At 38.9% G+C, this 17,035-nt stretch carries 18 protein-coding genes and 2 tRNA genes; 12 read left to right on the plus strand and 8 right to left on the minus strand.

The features are described 5' to 3' along the window. Positions 1–273 precede the first annotated feature (273 nt). A complete protein-coding gene (blaI, locus tag JOD18_RS23180) occupies positions 274–663 on the minus strand; it encodes a penicillinase repressor BlaI (protein ID WP_204671763.1) in 390 nt (129 codons plus the stop codon). A gap of 19 nt (positions 664–682) precedes the next feature. Next, positions 683–2,461: a BlaR1 family beta-lactam sensor/signal transducer gene (locus JOD18_RS23185; protein WP_204671764.1), complete on the minus strand. Its 1,779-nt coding sequence runs from the start codon at positions 2,459–2,461 to the stop codon at positions 683–685. Positions 2,462–2,828: 367 nt separating this feature from the next. Between JOD18_RS23185 and bla the strand changes: the two genes are divergently transcribed. Both bla and JOD18_RS23195 read left to right on the plus strand, forming a co-directional pair. Beyond that, positions 2,829–3,758 carry a class A beta-lactamase gene (gene bla / locus JOD18_RS23190; protein WP_239588323.1) on the plus strand — a complete coding sequence of 310 codons (930 nt, stop codon included), beginning with the start codon at positions 2,829–2,831 and terminating at the stop codon, positions 3,756–3,758. 15 nt (positions 3,759–3,773) lie between these two features. After that, positions 3,774–5,771: a penicillin-binding transpeptidase domain-containing protein gene (locus tag JOD18_RS23195; protein ID WP_204671765.1), complete on the plus strand. Its 1,998-nt coding sequence runs from the start codon at positions 3,774–3,776 to the stop codon at positions 5,769–5,771. 90 nt (positions 5,772–5,861) lie between these two features. Here JOD18_RS23195 and JOD18_RS23200 read toward each other — a convergent pair whose 3' ends face one another. Continuing rightward, positions 5,862–6,638, minus strand: coding sequence for an alpha/beta fold hydrolase (locus JOD18_RS23200; RefSeq protein ID WP_204671766.1), 777 nt, complete (start codon positions 6,636–6,638; stop codon positions 5,862–5,864). Positions 6,639–6,809: 171 nt separating this feature from the next. Between JOD18_RS23200 and JOD18_RS23205 the strand changes: the two genes are divergently transcribed. From JOD18_RS23205 to JOD18_RS23230, 6 genes are all read left to right on the plus strand, one after another. Beyond that, positions 6,810–7,259 (plus strand): MarR family winged helix-turn-helix transcriptional regulator, encoded by a 450-nt coding sequence (locus JOD18_RS23205; protein WP_204671767.1) that lies wholly within the window; start codon positions 6,810–6,812, stop codon positions 7,257–7,259. 42 nt (positions 7,260–7,301) lie between these two features. Then, entirely contained in the window at positions 7,302–8,126 is an 825-nt protein-coding gene (gene racE, locus JOD18_RS23210) for a glutamate racemase (protein ID WP_275583092.1), read from the plus strand. A 212-nt stretch (positions 8,127–8,338) separates the two neighbouring features. After that, positions 8,339–9,475, plus strand: coding sequence for a GerMN domain-containing protein (locus JOD18_RS23215; RefSeq protein WP_204671769.1), 1,137 nt, complete (start codon positions 8,339–8,341; stop codon positions 9,473–9,475). Positions 9,476–10,035: 560 nt separating this feature from the next. Further along, on the plus strand, positions 10,036–10,779 hold the full coding sequence (rph, locus tag JOD18_RS23220; protein ID WP_204671770.1) for a ribonuclease PH: 744 nt from the start codon (positions 10,036–10,038) through the stop codon (positions 10,777–10,779). A 297-nt stretch (positions 10,780–11,076) separates the two neighbouring features. Continuing rightward, entirely contained in the window at positions 11,077–11,670 is a 594-nt protein-coding gene (locus JOD18_RS23225; RefSeq protein ID WP_204671771.1) for an XTP/dITP diphosphatase, read from the plus strand. 13 nt (positions 11,671–11,683) lie between these two features. After that, a complete protein-coding gene (locus JOD18_RS23230) occupies positions 11,684–12,208 on the plus strand; it encodes a metallophosphoesterase family protein (protein ID WP_204671772.1) in 525 nt (174 codons plus the stop codon). Between the two features lie 491 nt (positions 12,209–12,699). Here the strand turns inward: JOD18_RS23230 and JOD18_RS23235 are convergent, their stop codons facing one another. After that, positions 12,700–13,848, minus strand: coding sequence for an AI-2E family transporter (locus JOD18_RS23235; protein ID WP_204671774.1), 1,149 nt, complete (start codon positions 13,846–13,848; stop codon positions 12,700–12,702). Positions 13,849–14,140: 292 nt separating this feature from the next. Here JOD18_RS23235 and JOD18_RS23240 point away from each other — a divergent pair. Together JOD18_RS23240 and JOD18_RS23245 are read left to right on the plus strand one after the other, a co-directional pair. Further along, a tRNA-Gly gene (locus tag JOD18_RS23240) sits at positions 14,141–14,214 on the plus strand. Between the two features lies 1 nt (position 14,215). Then, positions 14,216–14,289, plus strand: a tRNA-Arg gene (locus JOD18_RS23245). A 142-nt stretch (positions 14,290–14,431) separates the two neighbouring features. On the opposite strand, the gene JOD18_RS23250 is transcribed toward JOD18_RS23245, so the two are convergent. The 4 genes from JOD18_RS23250 to JOD18_RS23265 all read right to left on the minus strand — a co-directional run bounded on the left by JOD18_RS23250 (position 14,432) and on the right by JOD18_RS23265 (position 16,115). Then, complete coding sequence (locus tag JOD18_RS23250) at positions 14,432–14,806, minus strand: tyrosine-type recombinase/integrase (protein ID WP_204671776.1); 375 nt, start codon at positions 14,804–14,806, stop codon at positions 14,432–14,434. Between the two features lie 5 nt (positions 14,807–14,811). Next, on the minus strand, positions 14,812–15,405 hold the full coding sequence (locus JOD18_RS23255; protein ID WP_204671778.1) for a tyrosine-type recombinase/integrase: 594 nt from the start codon (positions 15,403–15,405) through the stop codon (positions 14,812–14,814). Between the two features lie 112 nt (positions 15,406–15,517). Then, the gene (locus JOD18_RS23260; protein WP_204671780.1) at positions 15,518–15,766 is read right to left on the minus strand and encodes a hypothetical protein; all 249 of its coding nucleotides are present in this window, start codon (positions 15,764–15,766) and stop codon (positions 15,518–15,520) included. A gap of 34 nt (positions 15,767–15,800) precedes the next feature. Further along, a complete protein-coding gene (locus JOD18_RS23265; protein ID WP_204671782.1) occupies positions 15,801–16,115 on the minus strand; it encodes an ImmA/IrrE family metallo-endopeptidase in 315 nt (104 codons plus the stop codon). Here JOD18_RS23265 and JOD18_RS23270 point away from each other — a divergent pair. Together JOD18_RS23270 and JOD18_RS23275 are read left to right on the plus strand one after the other, a co-directional pair. Continuing rightward, a complete protein-coding gene (locus tag JOD18_RS23270; protein ID WP_204671783.1) occupies positions 16,108–16,620 on the plus strand; it encodes a tail fiber domain-containing protein in 513 nt (170 codons plus the stop codon). The two genes, JOD18_RS23265 and JOD18_RS23270, sit on opposite strands and share 8 nt — an antisense overlap. A 25-nt stretch (positions 16,621–16,645) precedes the next feature. Continuing rightward, positions 16,646–16,888 (plus strand): phage holin family protein, encoded by a 243-nt coding sequence (locus tag JOD18_RS23275; RefSeq protein ID WP_204671784.1) that lies wholly within the window; start codon positions 16,646–16,648, stop codon positions 16,886–16,888. Positions 16,889–17,035 lie beyond the last annotated feature (147 nt).

Consider the following 17,035-nt stretch of genomic DNA (forward strand, 5'->3'; position numbering starts at 1 on the left):
GTTTGGTCATTCTTTTAGACATACAAAATACTCCCTTCATAATAGGTGAGAATTTTTATTATTTCTCTGTCTACTATAAAGGGAGCATATCACATCATCCATCTACTCTCGCTTTTTCTAACTTCTATGCCACAACTCATATGTTGCAGCATGAAGTCACAATGTGAGTCAGTAAAGCCGTTTTTCTTTTTCATAGTATAAGAAAGCATAAAAATTGGCTGCAACATGAGGGAGTTATCAAAAAGTGGGTGATGGAATCATCCATAAGCATCGTTATTTTTCCCTTTTATTTGGTTTTTCGTCTAAAATCGATCTTAATTCCTCGATATCCTTGTCAGATAATGAGTCCTCTTCTATAAATTGAACCAGCATGGATTTTACTGTCCCGCCATATATGCGCTTTACGAAGGATTCGGTTTCCGCACGCTGACAGTCCTCTTGAGAATAAAGTGGATAAAAGGTATATACACGCTGATCTTTATTAACTCCAACGACCTTTTTATGAACTAATCGATCTAACAAGGTCCGTACTGTTTTCGCTTTCCAATCTGTTTTCTCCTGTAAGGAGGCAATGACTTCGCTTGCGGCTTGTGGCGAATTCTGCCACAGTACATTCATCACTTCCCATTCTGCTTCCGAGATACTTGGTACTTTTTGAGACATATATCTTTTTCTCCTTTCTTTAATTATATATTTGTTTATCCCGCAAAATAGATAGGGTTATTTCGGCTGCCGTACTTCCCGAGGCATTCTCTTTATCTTGGATATTGGTTGCGAAGAAATACGTATTTGTTTCTGTCTCGACAAAACCAATGAACCAGCCGTTTATACCTTTGCCATTAACATTTCCTGTTCCGGTTTTACCATAGAGAACAGCACCATCCTTTTCCTCAATCTGAAGTGCGTTTTTGATCGTTTGGATATTATTTCCCTGGAAATTAAAGGTGTTGTTATAGAAAGACTGTAACAATTCTACTTGTTCCACTGGAGAAATCTTCAAACTAGATTCCAGCCAATATTGGTCTAAACCCCCGGACATGTCTTGATTTCCATAATGGATTTGCTGGATATAGGATTGAATCGCCTTTTGCCCAGTTTCTTTATCTATTTCTTGGAAATACCAATTGACAGAATGAGCAAAAGCTGTTGCTAGGTTTTGGTTCTCATTCCATTTATCAAAAGGCTGTTTGGTACCATCCCATTCGATTGTATTTTGTTCACTTGTTATCACACCTTCTTCTAATCCAAACAGGCCGATATATATCTTATAGGTAGAATCAGGTGAAATTCTCGTTGTACTATGATCCTTGTTATGAATATGGTAGGTATCTGCTTGCACATCATATAGTACAAAACTGCTTTGATAATTATCAAAATACGTACTTAGATCTTCGTAAACGGTTTGTTCATGATGGAAATAATTATACCGATCATTGCCGCTTGCCAGGGCAGATACGAATGGGATTTGACTGGCTACAAATAGTCCAACCAGCAGAAAGATCCCGATGCTTTTCATCTTCAACAGTTTGGACTCTGTTTGAAAAGAGGCAATTTCCTGCACTCGTCTTTTGATTTGCTTCTTTGATCCATTTAATTGATTAGCCAGCCGATTGTAACGATAGGTTGCTTTTTGCTCAATAAAATGGATAATCGTGTGTCCGTATTTTCTATAACTGTGAGCATCTAAAGATTTCAAGACGGCTATATCGCATGCAATTTCACGATCCAGCCGCATTGCTTTGAACGCAATCCAAACCAAGGGATTAAACCAATAAATAATTTGGTAGAAGGCCATGACATAACTGGTTGGTATATCTTTGTATTTATAGTGATTTAGTTCATGTAAGAAGATATGTTTTATATCATCCTTAGATAACCATTCTTCAAAGTTCTGCGGCAGTACAACATAGGTTTTAATCAATCCGAATGTTAACGGAGAGCGAACCCGCTGCGAAACTCCCAGTGTGATATTTTTTGAGATTTTCAGCTGTTGCTTACATTTTTCAAAAAGAGTAATGATCTCTTCCGTTTCTACTTTAGAGATAGATTGTTTAATTTCTCTTAATTGGAACCATGCATGAATAGAAAAAGCGGTAAAAAGTATAACGCCAGCAATCCACACGCTTGCGATAACTATATTTAATAGCTCTGTGTTAGTTTGATGAACCGTTACAGAAAAGTCCTGCATCCAATTCGTGTTTGTTATTTCACCTGAACCGTTCTTTCCTGTTTCAAAACTCATATCTGCAGATGAGCCGCTGGCAAATGGACTAAATATATTAATGATTGGCATAAAGTGGCTTGGGATAAGCGGAATGGTTAAAGCGATCAGAAGTAAGAACCACAAGTTGTACTGCCATTTGGCAGATAGCTGTCGTTGGAATATTCTTTTTACAATCATAATAAATCCCGCTGTAATAGAAGAAACAATAAAACCTATTACAAGATTTGTAACAAACATAATGTTCGTCTCCATTCTTTAGTTTCAGTTAATTTTATTCCAGTGCAATTGTCCGTAAGACTCCCATTTCAAGTTTTTTTGAATTTAAAGATGTCTCTAAATAGGGGATAATGGACGCTAACACTCCGATAAGTCATGCACCCCATCAGCAGGGGAAAGAGTAACAACCCCTGTTGATGGCAGTTTTTTTACAAGACTTTATATGAATTACATTTGTAATACAATTGATTCTAGCATGCTAAAGCTGAGTTATCAACAGGCAGCCTAAAAATCAACAAGGGTAAAAAAAGGTAATTGACATATATGGACTACATGTGTAGTATTGTATTACGAGTGTAGTCTAAAACTTTTGAGGAGGAAACGTAAAATGATGATTTTTAGAATGGATGTTATTAAAAAAGGGCTATCTCTATTGTTATTGGTTGCAATAATAGGGTTGGCTGGATGTTCCCATACTGCAGAAAGTAATAATACAGATTCAAAATCATCTGAGACAACCAGTAAGGATGATGGTGAAGCCTTTGAAGAATTGGAGCAGGAATTCGATACCAGGCTAGGGGTATATGCAATAGATACCGGATCAGATCAAATAGTAGAATATCGTGCAGATGAAAGGTTTGCGTATGCTTCTACCTTTAAGGCGTTGGCAGCAGGAGCGATTTTACAGACGAGACCATTGGAAGAATTAGAGAAAGTAATTACGTATAGTGAAGCGGACTTAGTACCGTATTCTCCTATCACGGAAAAATATGTAGAAAGTGGAATGACACTTAAAGAAATTAGTGAAGCTGCTATTCAATATAGTGATAATACAGCGGGAAATCTTTTATTTGAAGAATTGGGAGGACCTGCTGGTTTTGAAAAAATACTAAGAGAAATAGGTGATGAGACAACCGAAGTAGATCGTATTGAGCCAGATTTAAACGAAGCAACGCCAGGAGACACTCGTGATACAAGTACACCGGAAGCACTTGCTAAAAATCTTCAAACATATGTCTTAAGCGACTTACTTCCAGACGATAAACGAACACTTTTGATAGATTGGCTGAAAGGAAATACAACAGGGGACGCATTGATTAGAGCTGGCCTTCCTGACGGTTGGCAAGCCGGGGACAAAACTGGTTCAGGGGGCTATGGTACCAGAAATGATATTGCTGTTGTATGGCCTGATGATAACAGAGAACCGATTGTTATCGCTATTCTTTCTAGTCAAGCCGAACAGGACGCAGATTATAATGATCAACTGATCGAAAAAACCACCAAAGTTGTGATAGAACAGCTAGACATGGCTGAATAAGAAGAAGGTGGAGAAATGAAATCCGTGAGAACGATTATTGTTATAGTGTTCCTGCTTATTTTAACAGCCGGATGCACGAAGGAAGAAGATCCAACTGAAGTATTTGACGCCTATCTTTCCAATTGGAAAGATGGGAACTTTCAGGCCATGTATGAACAGCTTTCTGAGGAAGTGAAAGGTAACATAACAGAGGAAGCGTTTATCGAACGCTATCAAAATATCTATAATGGAATAGAAGCTGCAAATGTAAAGATAATTTCAACAGCAGGTCAGCTTGAGCAGGAAAAGTTGAAAGAAGACGTGGTTACTTTTCCCTATAAAGTGGAGATGGATACCATTGCTGGTCCTGTTGAATATAGTCATCAAGTGACCTTAGAACAAGGTGATGCAAATGTATGGCTGATCAAATGGAATTCTTCACAGATTTTTCCGCAACTAAGTGAAGGTGAAAAAGTAGGGGTTCAAACATTAAAAGCGGAAAGAGGAGAATTAAAAGATAAAAATGATCAAGGGCTGGCAATCAATGATGAGGCAACAGTAATAGGTCTCATACCTGGCGAGATGGAAGAAGACACAGAAACATCAAAAGAAAAGTTGGCAGAAGGACTGGGGATTTCTGTGGAGGAAATAAACAGTGCTTTAGCGGCTTCCTGGGTAACGCCTGAAGTATTTGTGCCGATCCAGACACTTCCTATTGAGAATGATGAGATAGATTCATATTTAGACATCCCAGGAGTAAGTTCACAGTCGATCACGGTCCGGACTTATCCATTAGGTGCTGCTGCTGCTCATTTAACTGGTTATGTACGTGAAGTGACCGCTGAACAATTGGAGGAGTTAGAAGGGTACCAAACCGGAGATATGGTAGGAAATGCCGGTTTGGAAAAGCTTTTTGAAAAGAAATTAAGAGGTCATAATGGCAGCCATATTTATATAACTGATAGAGATGGGGATTTTAAGGAAACCATAGCAAAAACAGAACCAGTAGACGGGGAAGATATTCAATTAACCATTGATATCGATTTACAGCAGCAAATATATAAACAATTGGAAGGGGACGCCGGAACATCTATTGCTTTAGATCCGGATACGGGGAAGGTATTATCCTTGGTCAGTTCACCTGCCTATGATCCGAATGCCTTTGTAAGAGGATTATCCGATGAACAGTGGAAAGAATGGAACGAGGACACTAATGAACCATTTTTAAATCGTTTTACAAGCCGTTATGCGCCTGGTTCCGTATTTAAGACAATTACAGCGTCTATCGGATTGGAGACAGGAGTGACGAATTCAGATAAAATCAGACAGATTGATGGTCTTTATTGGGCAAAGGACGATTCGTGGGGAGATTATTATGTAACACGTGTACACGACAAGACGGACATCAATCTGCGGGCTGCCTTTGTATATTCTGATAATATCTATTTTGCACAAGAAGCATTGGAGATGGGCAAGGACGTTTTTCTAAAAGAGGCAGCAGCATTTGGATTTGGGGAAGAAATTCCTTTCCCATTCTCTATCCCCCCTTCCAGTCTGACCAATAATGGAGAGATAGGCAGTGAGGTACAACTGGCTGATACAGCATACGGACAGGGTGAAGTGATGATGAGTCCGTTGCACCTTGCACTATCGTATACCCCTTACCTCAATGAAGGAGATTTGTTATACCCTTCTCTAATAGCAGGGGAAGAGCCTGAGATTTGGAAGGAAGCACTTATTGATAAAGGCACAGCGAATCTAATTCGGGATAATTTGATTCAAGTCGTTGAAGATCCCAATGGAACAGCACACCGTACCTATATCCCAGGTATAAATATAGGCGGGAAATCGGGAACTGCAGAAATAAAAGGAAGTAAAGAAGATGATAATGGAAATGAGAATGGCTGGTTTGTCGGTTTTCATCCAGACAAACCTAAGCTGCTATTGGTTATGATGGTAGAGGATGTCAAAGAACGGGGTGGCAGCAGTTATGTTATTTCAAAAGCGAAACATGTTTTGGAGTATATGCAGTAAAGTGGAAACATTAGCTTTCCTTCGCGAAACTCAACAGACTGTTTGATATTCACTTCATGAAACACAACGGAAGGATAAGGCAGTTGCCAGTTAGAATCTCTTCCTTACCTTCCGTTTCATCCAATCATAAATGATGGCATTGCATTCCATATAATGTCTTGTAGGTACTTGATGTGCAGAGTGATGTACATAGGCAACATCCACATCCTTCACATAACGACGGAACCCATATTGACCCTGATGGATATAGAAGTCTTGATCACCGTAAATCAGCAAAAGTGGTACCTTTACCCGTGATAATTGTTTCGTTAAATCAGATTTATACCCCAGCTGGTATTGTTGTTTTAATAAGTCTGTATCTGTTTTCTTTACGGCCAGCTCTAATGCCTTTGCCTCTTGGCGGTTAGGGAAATGGCTCAACGCCAGCCCTTTTGCTAAGATGGGGATACCATGGTATTTGGCGATTGCAATACCAACTAAATACTCGACTTTCAGCAGCCAATTGCTGGGATGGTAGAACCCATCGATTAAAATAAGGCCAAGTACTTGCTCCGGATATTGAAGGGCAAATTGTTGGGCAAAAAGACTACCATTCGAATATCCTGCAATAACCGCTTGCTTGATCTGAGTTGCTGCGAAGATACGGTTTATATCTTCCAAACAATCAGTAAGTGTCAAGTTGTCCCCACCCGATTCACTCTCTCCGTCCCCGCGATGATCAAACGTAATTACCGTAAAGAACTCCGCTAACTCTTGCTGATAACGAAAAGTTAAATGACCCATTGCTGGTGGAGGAATAAATAAGATAGGGACACCATGCCCTGTTTTTTCATAATATAAAGAAGGGTTTGTTTTCGTAAAAGGCATATCGTCAGCTCCATATATTACAATTTTGAACACGCATTTAAAGTGTAAACCATTTTTCAATATTTATTCTTGTGGATCGTTTGCAATCGCTTCCGCCATTCAGAGGGGGGTGGATAAATAAACTTTTTAGCCTTCTGTAACAAAAAATGTTATAGTATAAATAGTCTTTGTATGAGGGAGCGCTGGAAGTTGACAAAAGAAACAGAACGGATTGCTGATATTGAAAAGGAGTTACGATATATTGCCGGTATTATTAAACAAAAGGGACGGGAAATTTTACATAATTATCCTGTAACAACACCGCAATTTGTAGCTTTACAGTATCTTCTAGAGCATGGCGACTTAACCTTAGGCGAGTTATCAAAAAAGATCAATTTGGCCTTTAGTACGACCACAGATTTAGTAGATCGAATGGAGAAAAATGATATTGTCGAGCGTGTGAAAGATACAAAAGATCGCCGAGTAGTTCGTATCCATTTGTTAGATAAAGGAAGAGAAATTATAAATGAAGTAATTGAAAAAAGACAGAAGTATTTAGGTGAAGTTCTTTCGAATGTTAAAGAAGAGGATATGGAACAGTTATCCCGGCTACTTCATCTACTTCATAACGAAATGAGATAGCAAACGAAAAATGTAAAACTATAAAGAGGCGATAAGATGAGCATGAAACAACCAATTGGCGTGATTGACTCTGGTGTAGGCGGATTGACTGTGGCCAGTGAGTTAGTTCGTCAATTACCAAAGGAATCAATTATCTATGTAGGGGATACCAAACGCTGCCCCTATGGACCACGTCCCAAAGAAGAAGTTATCCAATATACATGGGAAATGGTACATTTTTTAATGGAAAGAGATATAAAAATGTTGGTCGTAGCTTGTAATACAGCAACGGCATTCACCTTAGAACAATTACGGGAGGAACTGCCGATTCCGGTAGTGGGTGTTATCCAGCCGGGAGCGCGGGCTGCCATCACGAATAGCCGCACTGGTGAGGTTGGCGTGATTGGTACAGAAGGAACAATAAACAGTAAGGCATATGTGGATACATTGCAGCATATCAATGCCGATATTAAAGTGCATGATTTGGCTTGCCCACGACTTGCTCCGATTGTAGAACAAGGCATTGTGCAAGGAACAGAAGCTTACCAAATAGTCAACGAAACATTACAGCCTTTAAAGCGTTATAAGAATATGGATACCTTGATCTTGGGTTGTACCCATTATCCAATGATCAGAGATTTGATTCAGGAAGTAATGGGACCATTGGTAATGGTGATCTCATCTGGAGAAGAAACAGCGAGAGAGGTAAGTACAATCCTTGGCTATCATAAGAAACTCTATCAAGGCAGGGAAGAATCCCAGCATTATTTCTATACTACTGGCGATGTTCAGGTATTTAAAGCTATTGCTTCCAATTGGCTTAACAAGGATATAGAGGCCATTGATCAAGTGGAATTGGATACGGTAAAGAGCCTATCCCAGCGTTAATCTATATCATTATATACCGTGAATAGTAGAGCAGAGGCGATCGGAGCCTCTGCTTTTTTGCGGAGACATATTAAGACATTACTCTGCAGTTGCTGCAATCCGCCGTATAATCACGGATTTTGTTCTATTTCATAAAATAGCTCTTTTACTTGGTCTATTTTGTTAAAGAGCTCGTATACATAGTAGTACAAACCACCGAGGAGGTATGGATAATGAGGGTCGATTGGATGAAGTATGGGGGGCTTGTATTACTTAGTATATTAGTGCTTACCGGATGTAATATGTTTAAAGGTGAGCAGACACTGGAGCAGATGGATGCACCTCCTGAAGAAGCGGAACTTACCGATAATATCGATGATATCGAAGAAACCGAGGAAGGCAGTACACAACCAGATGAAGAGGGTGGACAAGAAGCAAGCGAGGAAGAGGCAGATCAAACAGAGGAAACGGGAGAGGCAGAGACGGATGGTACATTAACTCATGTCCTCTATTTAATAGATCAAAATGGGCTGGTAGTGCCTCAAGAACTTGAATTACCAGCACCAGCTTCCAAGGAAGTAGCAAAGCAAGTGTTGGAATATTTGGTGCAGGACGGTCCAGTCACATCTATGCTGCCTAGCGGATTTCAGGCAGTTCTACCAGCTGGCACAGAAATAATTGATCTAAACTTGGATGAGAATGGAACTATGGTAGTAAATGTTTCAGAAGAATTTGCTGACTATCAGGCAGAGGATGAATCGAAGATCATTGAATCTATTACACACACGTTGACAGAGTTCAGTAATGTAGAACGAGTCAAACTATGGATTAATGGAGAAGAACAACAGAATATGCCGGTAAATGGTACACCAATCAGCCAAGGGTATTCAAGGGAGAATGGCATTAATGTTCATCAGGCAAATGGGGTCGACTTCATGGAAAGTGAAGCTGCTACGCTTTACTTTCCAATGCAAGGAGATGAAATGGTTTACTTTGTACCAGTAACACAACATATCCGTTATGATAAAGAACAACCAGAACAATCTATAGTACAAGCCTTGATGGAAGGTCCAGCCTTTGATTTGCCACTACAGCATTATATTAATCATGGTTCACAGCTTACAGATGAACCGACATTAGCTGACGGGGTACTGTCCCTGACATTTAATGAAGATATATTATCAAACAGTGCAGACGGCACGATTGCTGATGAAGTGTTACAATCCATCGTTCTGACATTGACTGAACTGGAAGATATTCAAGCAGTGGATGTATCGGTAGAGAATCATGAAGAAGTGATTAATGAAGAGGGACAACCATATACAGATCCAGTGACAAGAGAGATGGTAACGCCTGTAGAAAGCATTTAACGAGATATAAAGGGATGAATTCCGAAAACAAACTCTCCTTATCGGTTTTCCTTGAGCAGCCGAAAGTTATTGATAGAGTGGGCTTAGCTTGAACCTTGTCACAAGAATGTATAATCATTTGCAAAAAGAATCGGAGGCAGATCCAAAAATGGACTGGCTCCTGATTTTTTTCTGATAAGATCAGAAAGTATAAAATTTTTCATGCGTTCATTCTTATTCAAGAATAGCCATGTTCAGCTCCAAACGCCAAACTTTAGAGATTGCACGTCACGCCGCCCTACGATAAGTCAACATCGACTCCTTCCGTCGCCGTTTTCCTTTATCTCCGTTGTGACGCTCCAATCTCTACGTTTTTAAAAGGACGCTTTGCGCTTTTCGTTCAATAAACACTATCTCTATCCGTATGCAAGCCAGTCGGTTCCCCTTAGAAAGATGGATCTAACAACCATCTGTACTTTTTCCTGGAATACTTTCTTTTTTCTTTGATTAATTAAGTATGAAAAGCCCACCATTATCCGAAAATATGTTAAGATAATACAAGTATGTAAGGAGGAAAAGCCATGCGCGAAACAGGAAGAGAAGTTGATCAATTAAGAAATATTCAAATGGAAACTAATTATACGAAACATGCAGAAGGTTCCGTCCTAATTACGGTAGGGGATACAAAAGTCATTTGCAATGCAAGTGTAGAAGATCGTGTGCCTCCATTTATGCGTGGGACAGGCAAGGGATGGATTACAGCAGAGTATGCCATGCTGCCAAGGGCAACAGAAACAAGGAATATTCGTGAATCATCCAAAGGCAAAGTTTCTGGCAGAACGATGGAGATTCAGCGATTAATTGGCCGTGCATTACGTGCAGTGGTTGATCTTGATAAAATTGGTGAACGAACCATTTGGGTAGATTGTGATGTAATCCAAGCAGATGGCGGTACCAGAACAGCTTCCATAACAGGGGCATTTGTTGCTGTGGTACATGCCTTAGGCCGTTTACTCGATGCAAAGAAGATCAGCAGTTTGCCTATTACGGATTATCTAGCAGCTATTTCTGTAGGTGTTCTCCCTGATGGAACTGAGATTTTAGACTTGGAATACATAGAGGATGCACAGGCACATGTCGATATGAATGTAGTAATGACAGGGAAGGGAGAGTTTGTCGAGCTGCAAGGAACTGGCGAAGAAGCAACTTTTACCAGTGCTCAGCTTGCCAAGATGCTTGCCCTTGCAGAAAAAGGCATGAGAGAAATTTTTTTGATTCAGCAAGATGCTGTGCAGCCTTATCAAGATAAAATGCCACAAATATAAGTGCGTGTAAAAAGTCTGGTAAAAAGGAGCCTCATCGGTTAAGTTCGCAACAGCGTGTTGCAACACCGATACTGGCACATTGTGTGCGTCGACAGTCCAAGGCGGCACAGTTTTGTGAAGTGAAGCGTATGCCTTTAATATGTGAGTAGCGGACTTGCACAGGAAGTGTTGACTTCTGTGTTACCCACACGATGTGGGTGAGCTTAATAGAAGCTCCTCAACTGCCGTCGCAGAAATTCCGGTACGTCATTTTTATTGGATTTTTTGAATAACCTCTATAAGGAAAGGAGTAATCGAATGAAGCAATTAATTATAGCAACTAAAAATCAAGGGAAAATGCAGGATTTTAAACGATTATTTGAACCGCATGGTATCAAGGTTTCTTCCTTATTAGATTTATCAGAACCTATTGAAGATGTTGAAGAAACAGGTGCTACCTTTGAAGAGAATGCTGCTTTGAAGGCAGAAGTAATCTGTGAGAGGTTGCAGATACCAGTAATTGCAGATGACTCAGGAATTGAAATCGATGCACTGAATGGAGAGCCAGGGGTCTACTCCGCCCGTTATGCGGGGACAGATAAAGATGACCAGGCAAATATAGAAAAGGTGTTAGATAAGATGAAGACCGTTCCTCCATCTGAGCGTACGGCTCGCTTTGTTTGTGTCTTAGCGGTAGCCCAGCCGGGACAAGCAACGATCTTTAAACGTGGAGAATGTGAGGGAACTATTGCAGACCAGCCGACAGGTACCAATGGATTTGGCTATGATCCGATATTCTATCCTGTTGACAGCTCCTTGACTATGGCAGAGATGACTCCTGAACAAAAGAATGAGATTAGTCATCGCAGAAAAGCGTTAGATCAGCTGAAAAACTGGGTAAACCAGTTGTAAAGGAGTGATGTGTATGCCAAAAGTTTTAATTTTGAGTGATAGTCATGGCTGGACAGAAGAAGTAATCAAAATCAAGGACCGTCATCAACATGAAGTAGATGCGATGATTCATTGTGGTGATTCTGAGTTAACGCATGATAGCGAAGAACTATCTGGTTTTCAAGCTGTACAAGGGAATATGGATTTTGATGCCAAATTACTAGAAGATATCGATTTTAGTGTAGGACCGTTACATTTTTTCGTTACTCATGGTCACCTATATAATATTAAGTTATCCTTAATGTCTGTAGCCTATCGTGGAGAAGAAGTTGGTGCCAATGTTATTTGTTTTGGCCATTCCCATGTAGCTGGGGCAGAAAAGATGGATGATCAGTTATTTATCAATCCGGGAAGCATAAGACAGCCACGCAGTGCCCATCCCGGTTCTTATGCCTTGCTTAGCGCAACAGAGGATTTGCAAGAGGTCGATGTCCGCTTTTATACGATGAGTGGTCAAGAAATTCCTGGTTTAGCCTATCAAACCTCGCTAAAATCGTAAAAATAGTGTCCATATGCAAATGTATAATTCTTATGTCTTTTAGCAACCTAATCCCGTATCTAGATATACGGGGTTTTTTAAGATAGCTCAACTTAGACATACATAAACAAACATGTACACTTTGCTATTATTGTGTAAACCTGTTCTTTGTTATTACCTTTGCCCTAGCATTATTAGATTAAATAAACGTGTGTAAACTTGCTTTGGTCAGGTTGTTGCGTATAGATACGTCCTTAGCAAAGTAGGAAGGCAGAAAGGAGGAGGTAAGAAGTTTTTTCTTGCCATGATAGTCTATGTTCACAAAACGGAGTATCTTTATATGTATCTTTTTTTTAGGCTTTGCCCTTGGCGGTTATCAGAACTATCGTAATATATGGACACTTCTGCTACTGTTTGTTTTTATCATAATGACAATCGTCACAATTTCTGGTTATTTTTGGATGAGGAAGAAAAGCAGCACAGACTAGTGTGTTGCTTTTCTTCATGGTTATTTATTTTTGGATATCTTCATATCCTTCACCGTAAAATTTATTATAACGACCTTTAAATTTGCGATAAGCAAAGGTGACAATTACCTTACCAACAGCATAACCAGGTATACCTAGGATAACGCCGAAGATACCGAATAGTTTACCTGCAACTAATAAGACAAACATAATGGTGAGCGGATGCACTTTCATCGTTTTACCCATTACATTTGGAGAGATAAGGTGACCTTCCAGCAGCTGGACAACGGCCCAAACAACCCCAAGCTTAAGCAGCATCCAAGGAGATGTAACAATGGAAATGATGATTGCTGGTGTGATAGCAATAATAGGGCCAAGGTAAGGAACCACACTGGTCACTGCGGCAACAGCAGCCAAGATAATTGCATATTCCAATCCGATAATAAGATAACCGATGTATAACAAGACACCAATACAAAATGCCACAAAGATTTGCCCTTGAATATACGAACCAACCTGTGTATCCATTCGATGAAGTATATCAGTCACATCATTTCTGTATCGTTTAGGAAACAGTGTCAGAAAATAGTTCTTAAATCTTTGTCCATCTTTCAGTAAGAAGAACAGAACAAAGGGAAAGGTCACCAACGAAACGATAATATTAGTCAGGGTAGTGGCAAAGCTTGCTATGCCCTCCACAGTATTACCAAGTTGTGACATAATCGTAGCGGGAAGGTCCCCTAAATTTTCATCAATCCAGTCGCGTGCTTCGTTGTAATAATTCTCAAATATGGAATTATTCATTAACTGATGGATGCTATCGTTGATGGTACTCACATATCCTGGGAAGTTAGACACCAATTCTATAATCTGCTGCTCAATAATTGGAATGGTAACAATCAATATGCCTGCAACAACTCCAGAAAAGGCAAGAATAATTAAGATAATCCCCCAAACTCTTTTGATACGCCACTTTTCCAACAAATTAACCACAGGATTTAACAGATAATAGGCAACAAATGCTAGAATAACGGGAGGAAACAAAGTTGCAAAAATAATTTGAATTGGTACAAAAATAAAGGAAATTTGGTTATATACAATAACCGTAATACCAATCAAAATTAATGCACCAAGCACAAAAAATAAGTTTTTCCCTCCTAGAAAATTTATTAATTTGTCGTTTGAATCTTTCATTCACTACACCTCTTATTTGTATGATATTGTTTATGTACAAAATAAATTACTATTAATAGACTAGATATACCCCGACCCCTTTTTTATAAACACATTTAAAGAAGGATGATGTAGGAATACGCCTTTGATTATCATTATACCATTTTATTGAGAAAATAGATTGTGAAGTCATGTTGGGAGTCAATAATTTTATAATTTAAAATAATTGATATTATTTTATTGACATTCCCATTGGTACTTTATATAATGGTACTTGTCCGTTAACAAGTACATAAAATAATTACATAATTAAGCGGGTGTAGTTTAGTGGTAAAACCTCAGCCTTCCAAGCTGATGTCGAGGGTTCAATTCCCTTCACCCGCTCCATGTCCCAGTAGCTCAGCTGGATAGAGCAACAGCCTTCTAAGCTGTGGGTCGGGAGTTCGAATCTCTCCTGGGACGCTAATTATAAAACGCTCAACACCTTGATAATAAAGGAATTGAGCGTTTTTGCTTTTCTGGTTTACTTTTCCAAATGGTATTAAAAATAATCGTTTGGGGTTGAATTGGGGTTGGATTTAAAAAATAGGCTATTTTTAGAATGTCAGTTCGGTTGAAACATCTCTTCAACATATCCTGCAGCCTCGAAATCTTCTTCAGGAAGGGAATGCCCATAAATATCGAATGTCGTGCCCATTTTAGCGTGTCCTGCACGATCTTGTACTTTCTTGAGTCTTAACCCTCGACTGCTTAAGAACGTCAACGAGGAGTGCCTTAAATCGTGAAATCGAATACTCTCTAATCCTAATGTTTTAAATTTATCACTTTCCTTAAATCTAATCCACCATTGACTAATTGAGTCAGGGCGAAGCGGCTTACCAAATTCATTTGAAAATAAAAAGGTATGGTCTTTCCATTCTCTTTTGTCACCAGCTTTAAATAATTCTTGTTTTTTTATGTGAATTATTTTTTTAATCATATCCATTACAACTTTTGGTAATGAAATGAATCGCTTTTATTTTTGGTTTCTTTCAAGACCACCCCAACATCTTTTTTTATTATTAATGCTTGTTTGACGTGAATGCCGTCACGTTCAAAATCGCAATGTTTTTCTTCCAATGCAACAATTTCCCCTTGTCGAGCAGAAGTGGAGAGAGCGATTGCTACTAATGTTCTCTTTTCTAACGTAACAAGCTTTTCTAATCCTTTAATCAAAATTGATATTTCTTTTGGCGTATAAATGTCGGTTTCTGCATGTTGAACAGTAGGGGGATTAATGTTATCAGCCGGGTTAGAGGCCAGCCAAGTCATATCTACACCAAACTTTAATACGCTGTTAAAGGCTTTATAGCAGTTATTTATTGTCGAAGTGGATAATTTTCCTTTTTTGCCATCCAAACGAGCGCCATCTTTTTGCAATGATTTAACAAAATTAGAGATGTGAATCGGCTTTAAATCTTTTGCATTCATATGCCCGTATAAAGGCAGGATACGGGCTTCCCAAATATTCTCGTATTCTTTTTGTGTTCTGTCGCCTATGCTAGTGTTTTCCTGCCATTCCTTATACAATTCTTTCACTTTCAACTTCTCAGGCTTCACATATTGGCCGGTTAATACTTTTGATTCGAAAATAGCTAATTTCTCTTTAGTTTAGAATGTACGTTCTTTTTCAAGCAATAAATTACAAAATTTAATATTTTTTCTTATCTCTTTCTAAAATCATCTCATTAAATAGTGTCTGTAATAATTGGTAAGCCATAATCTTAGAATCTTCTCGTGACCATTCCATGCCATCATTTTCGTAATTTTTCCCTCTAAAATAATGAGCAATTAATAGTTCCAGTATTTTATTCAATTCTAAAAATACTTTTCGTTGTTTTGTTTTCTCCGCAAGTGCTAACATTTCCTCTAAAATGAGGCCAACTTCTCCATTTTTCATATTGTTGCACTCCTTATAAGTAGTTTATATTGTATTAACAATATCCATCATTACCTTTTTCAGCTATCTGCTCTGACTTGTAATATAGATGATTATTTCGATACATTTCTAATCGTCTTAATGCAAAATCATAATCCACATCAAAGTGATTTACAATGTCTTGAGCAGTTTGTATATTTAACTTTTCCAGCATAAATGTTGGTACTGCAAAGTGATAAGCGAAGTAATTTGCTTGCCATTCTGTATACCGAAATGTCAGAGCAAACGGATATTTTGGCAATACCTTAGAGGTTAATGATGGATCTATTTTATATCTTCGCTCAAACAATAGAGTGCGAGTGATGAACAAAGGTTCATCTAGTTCCTATTCTGATATTCAAGTTAAAGATATTTACACTAGAGGTATTCGTTTCAATTCGGAAATGTCAGGCACTCATATGTACATGGGAATGAATGGCGAATTGAGAGTGATGAGCTTGGACTTCGAGTCAACATATAGAAATGTCAGGGCTCATATTTATTACGGAACGATATTCAGGTTATCAACTCATACGAATTCAATTCATCTACACCTTAACCCTGCTGCAAATGGCGAGGTAAGGGCTACATCTAGAGGTGATACGGATGTTTATCGACCTATACGAGCAGCCAGTTATCCGGAAGGCTCTAGTGAAAAAATTAAGGAAAACATCCAAAAGTATAAAAAAAGCGCACTTGATATTCTTAAAAATAGTGTTATTTATGAGTACAACCGTATCGGCTTGGATTGCAAGCGTGAACTAGGCTTTATTATTGAGAGGGAAACGCCTAAAGAGGTCTTGTTGAATTTAGAGAAACTAGCTCTCGAAACATAGATCGAGATGGTGAACAGGTACGGCTATGCTTGTTTTGGTGGTTATTATGTTGGCTAACGTTATTGATCAAATACTGGATTTAAATGGAGCGGTGGCGTATGCTACGGTTCTTTTTTATATAGTAAATGAGGGGATAAGTATCATGGAAAATCTAGCTGACGTAGGTGTTCCGGCACCACCTGGGCTAAAGGATAGATTGAAAAATATTGACAATAGTAACCAATCTATCGGACACGAAATCAAAGAAGAATTCTCAGACAAAGAGTAGCTGCGGCTGCTCTTTTTAACTATAGGTAGCTAGTCCAGTCGGGCAAGCTACTTTTTTTATAAAATAATTAGGAGGTTTTAATATGGCTAAAATCGGGTTAGACATCGGTCATGGGAAAAATACGTACCCACCATCTAAAGGTGTGAC

The sequence above is a fragment of the Gracilibacillus alcaliphilus genome (genome assembly GCF_016909015.1).
GTDB lineage: Bacteria > Bacillota > Bacilli > Bacillales > Amphibacillaceae > Gracilibacillus > Gracilibacillus alcaliphilus.

Bases quoted from the DNA above. Each gene is read 5' to 3' on its own strand.
- blaI (WP_204671763.1), bottom strand. From the start codon at position 663: ATGTCTCAAAAAGTACCAAGTATCTCGGAAGCAGAATGGGAAGTGATG.
- JOD18_RS23185 (WP_204671764.1), bottom strand. From the start codon at position 2,461: ATGTTTGTTACAAATCTTGTAATAGGTTTTATTGTTTCTTCTATTACA.
- bla (WP_239588323.1), top strand. From the start codon at position 2,829: ATGATGATTTTTAGAATGGATGTTATTAAAAAAGGGCTATCTCTATTG.
- JOD18_RS23195 (WP_204671765.1), top strand. From the start codon at position 3,774: ATGAAATCCGTGAGAACGATTATTGTTATAGTGTTCCTGCTTATTTTA.
- JOD18_RS23200 (WP_204671766.1), bottom strand. From the start codon at position 6,638: ATGCCTTTTACGAAAACAAACCCTTCTTTATATTATGAAAAAACAGGG.
- JOD18_RS23205 (WP_204671767.1), top strand. From the start codon at position 6,810: ATGAGGGAGCGCTGGAAGTTGACAAAAGAAACAGAACGGATTGCTGAT.
- racE (WP_275583092.1), top strand. From the start codon at position 7,302: ATGAAACAACCAATTGGCGTGATTGACTCTGGTGTAGGCGGATTGACT.
- JOD18_RS23215 (WP_204671769.1), top strand. From the start codon at position 8,339: ATGAGGGTCGATTGGATGAAGTATGGGGGGCTTGTATTACTTAGTATA.
- rph (WP_204671770.1), top strand. From the start codon at position 10,036: ATGCGCGAAACAGGAAGAGAAGTTGATCAATTAAGAAATATTCAAATG.
- JOD18_RS23225 (WP_204671771.1), top strand. From the start codon at position 11,077: ATGAAGCAATTAATTATAGCAACTAAAAATCAAGGGAAAATGCAGGAT.
- JOD18_RS23230 (WP_204671772.1), top strand. From the start codon at position 11,684: ATGCCAAAAGTTTTAATTTTGAGTGATAGTCATGGCTGGACAGAAGAA.
- JOD18_RS23235 (WP_204671774.1), bottom strand. From the start codon at position 13,848: ATGAAAGATTCAAACGACAAATTAATAAATTTTCTAGGAGGGAAAAAC.
- JOD18_RS23250 (WP_204671776.1), bottom strand. From the start codon at position 14,806: ATGATTAAAAAAATAATTCACATAAAAAAACAAGAATTATTTAAAGCT.
- JOD18_RS23260 (WP_204671780.1), bottom strand. From the start codon at position 15,766: ATGAAAAATGGAGAAGTTGGCCTCATTTTAGAGGAAATGTTAGCACTT.
- JOD18_RS23270 (WP_204671783.1), top strand. From the start codon at position 16,108: ATGAACAAAGGTTCATCTAGTTCCTATTCTGATATTCAAGTTAAAGAT.
- JOD18_RS23275 (WP_204671784.1), top strand. From the start codon at position 16,646: ATGCTTGTTTTGGTGGTTATTATGTTGGCTAACGTTATTGATCAAATA.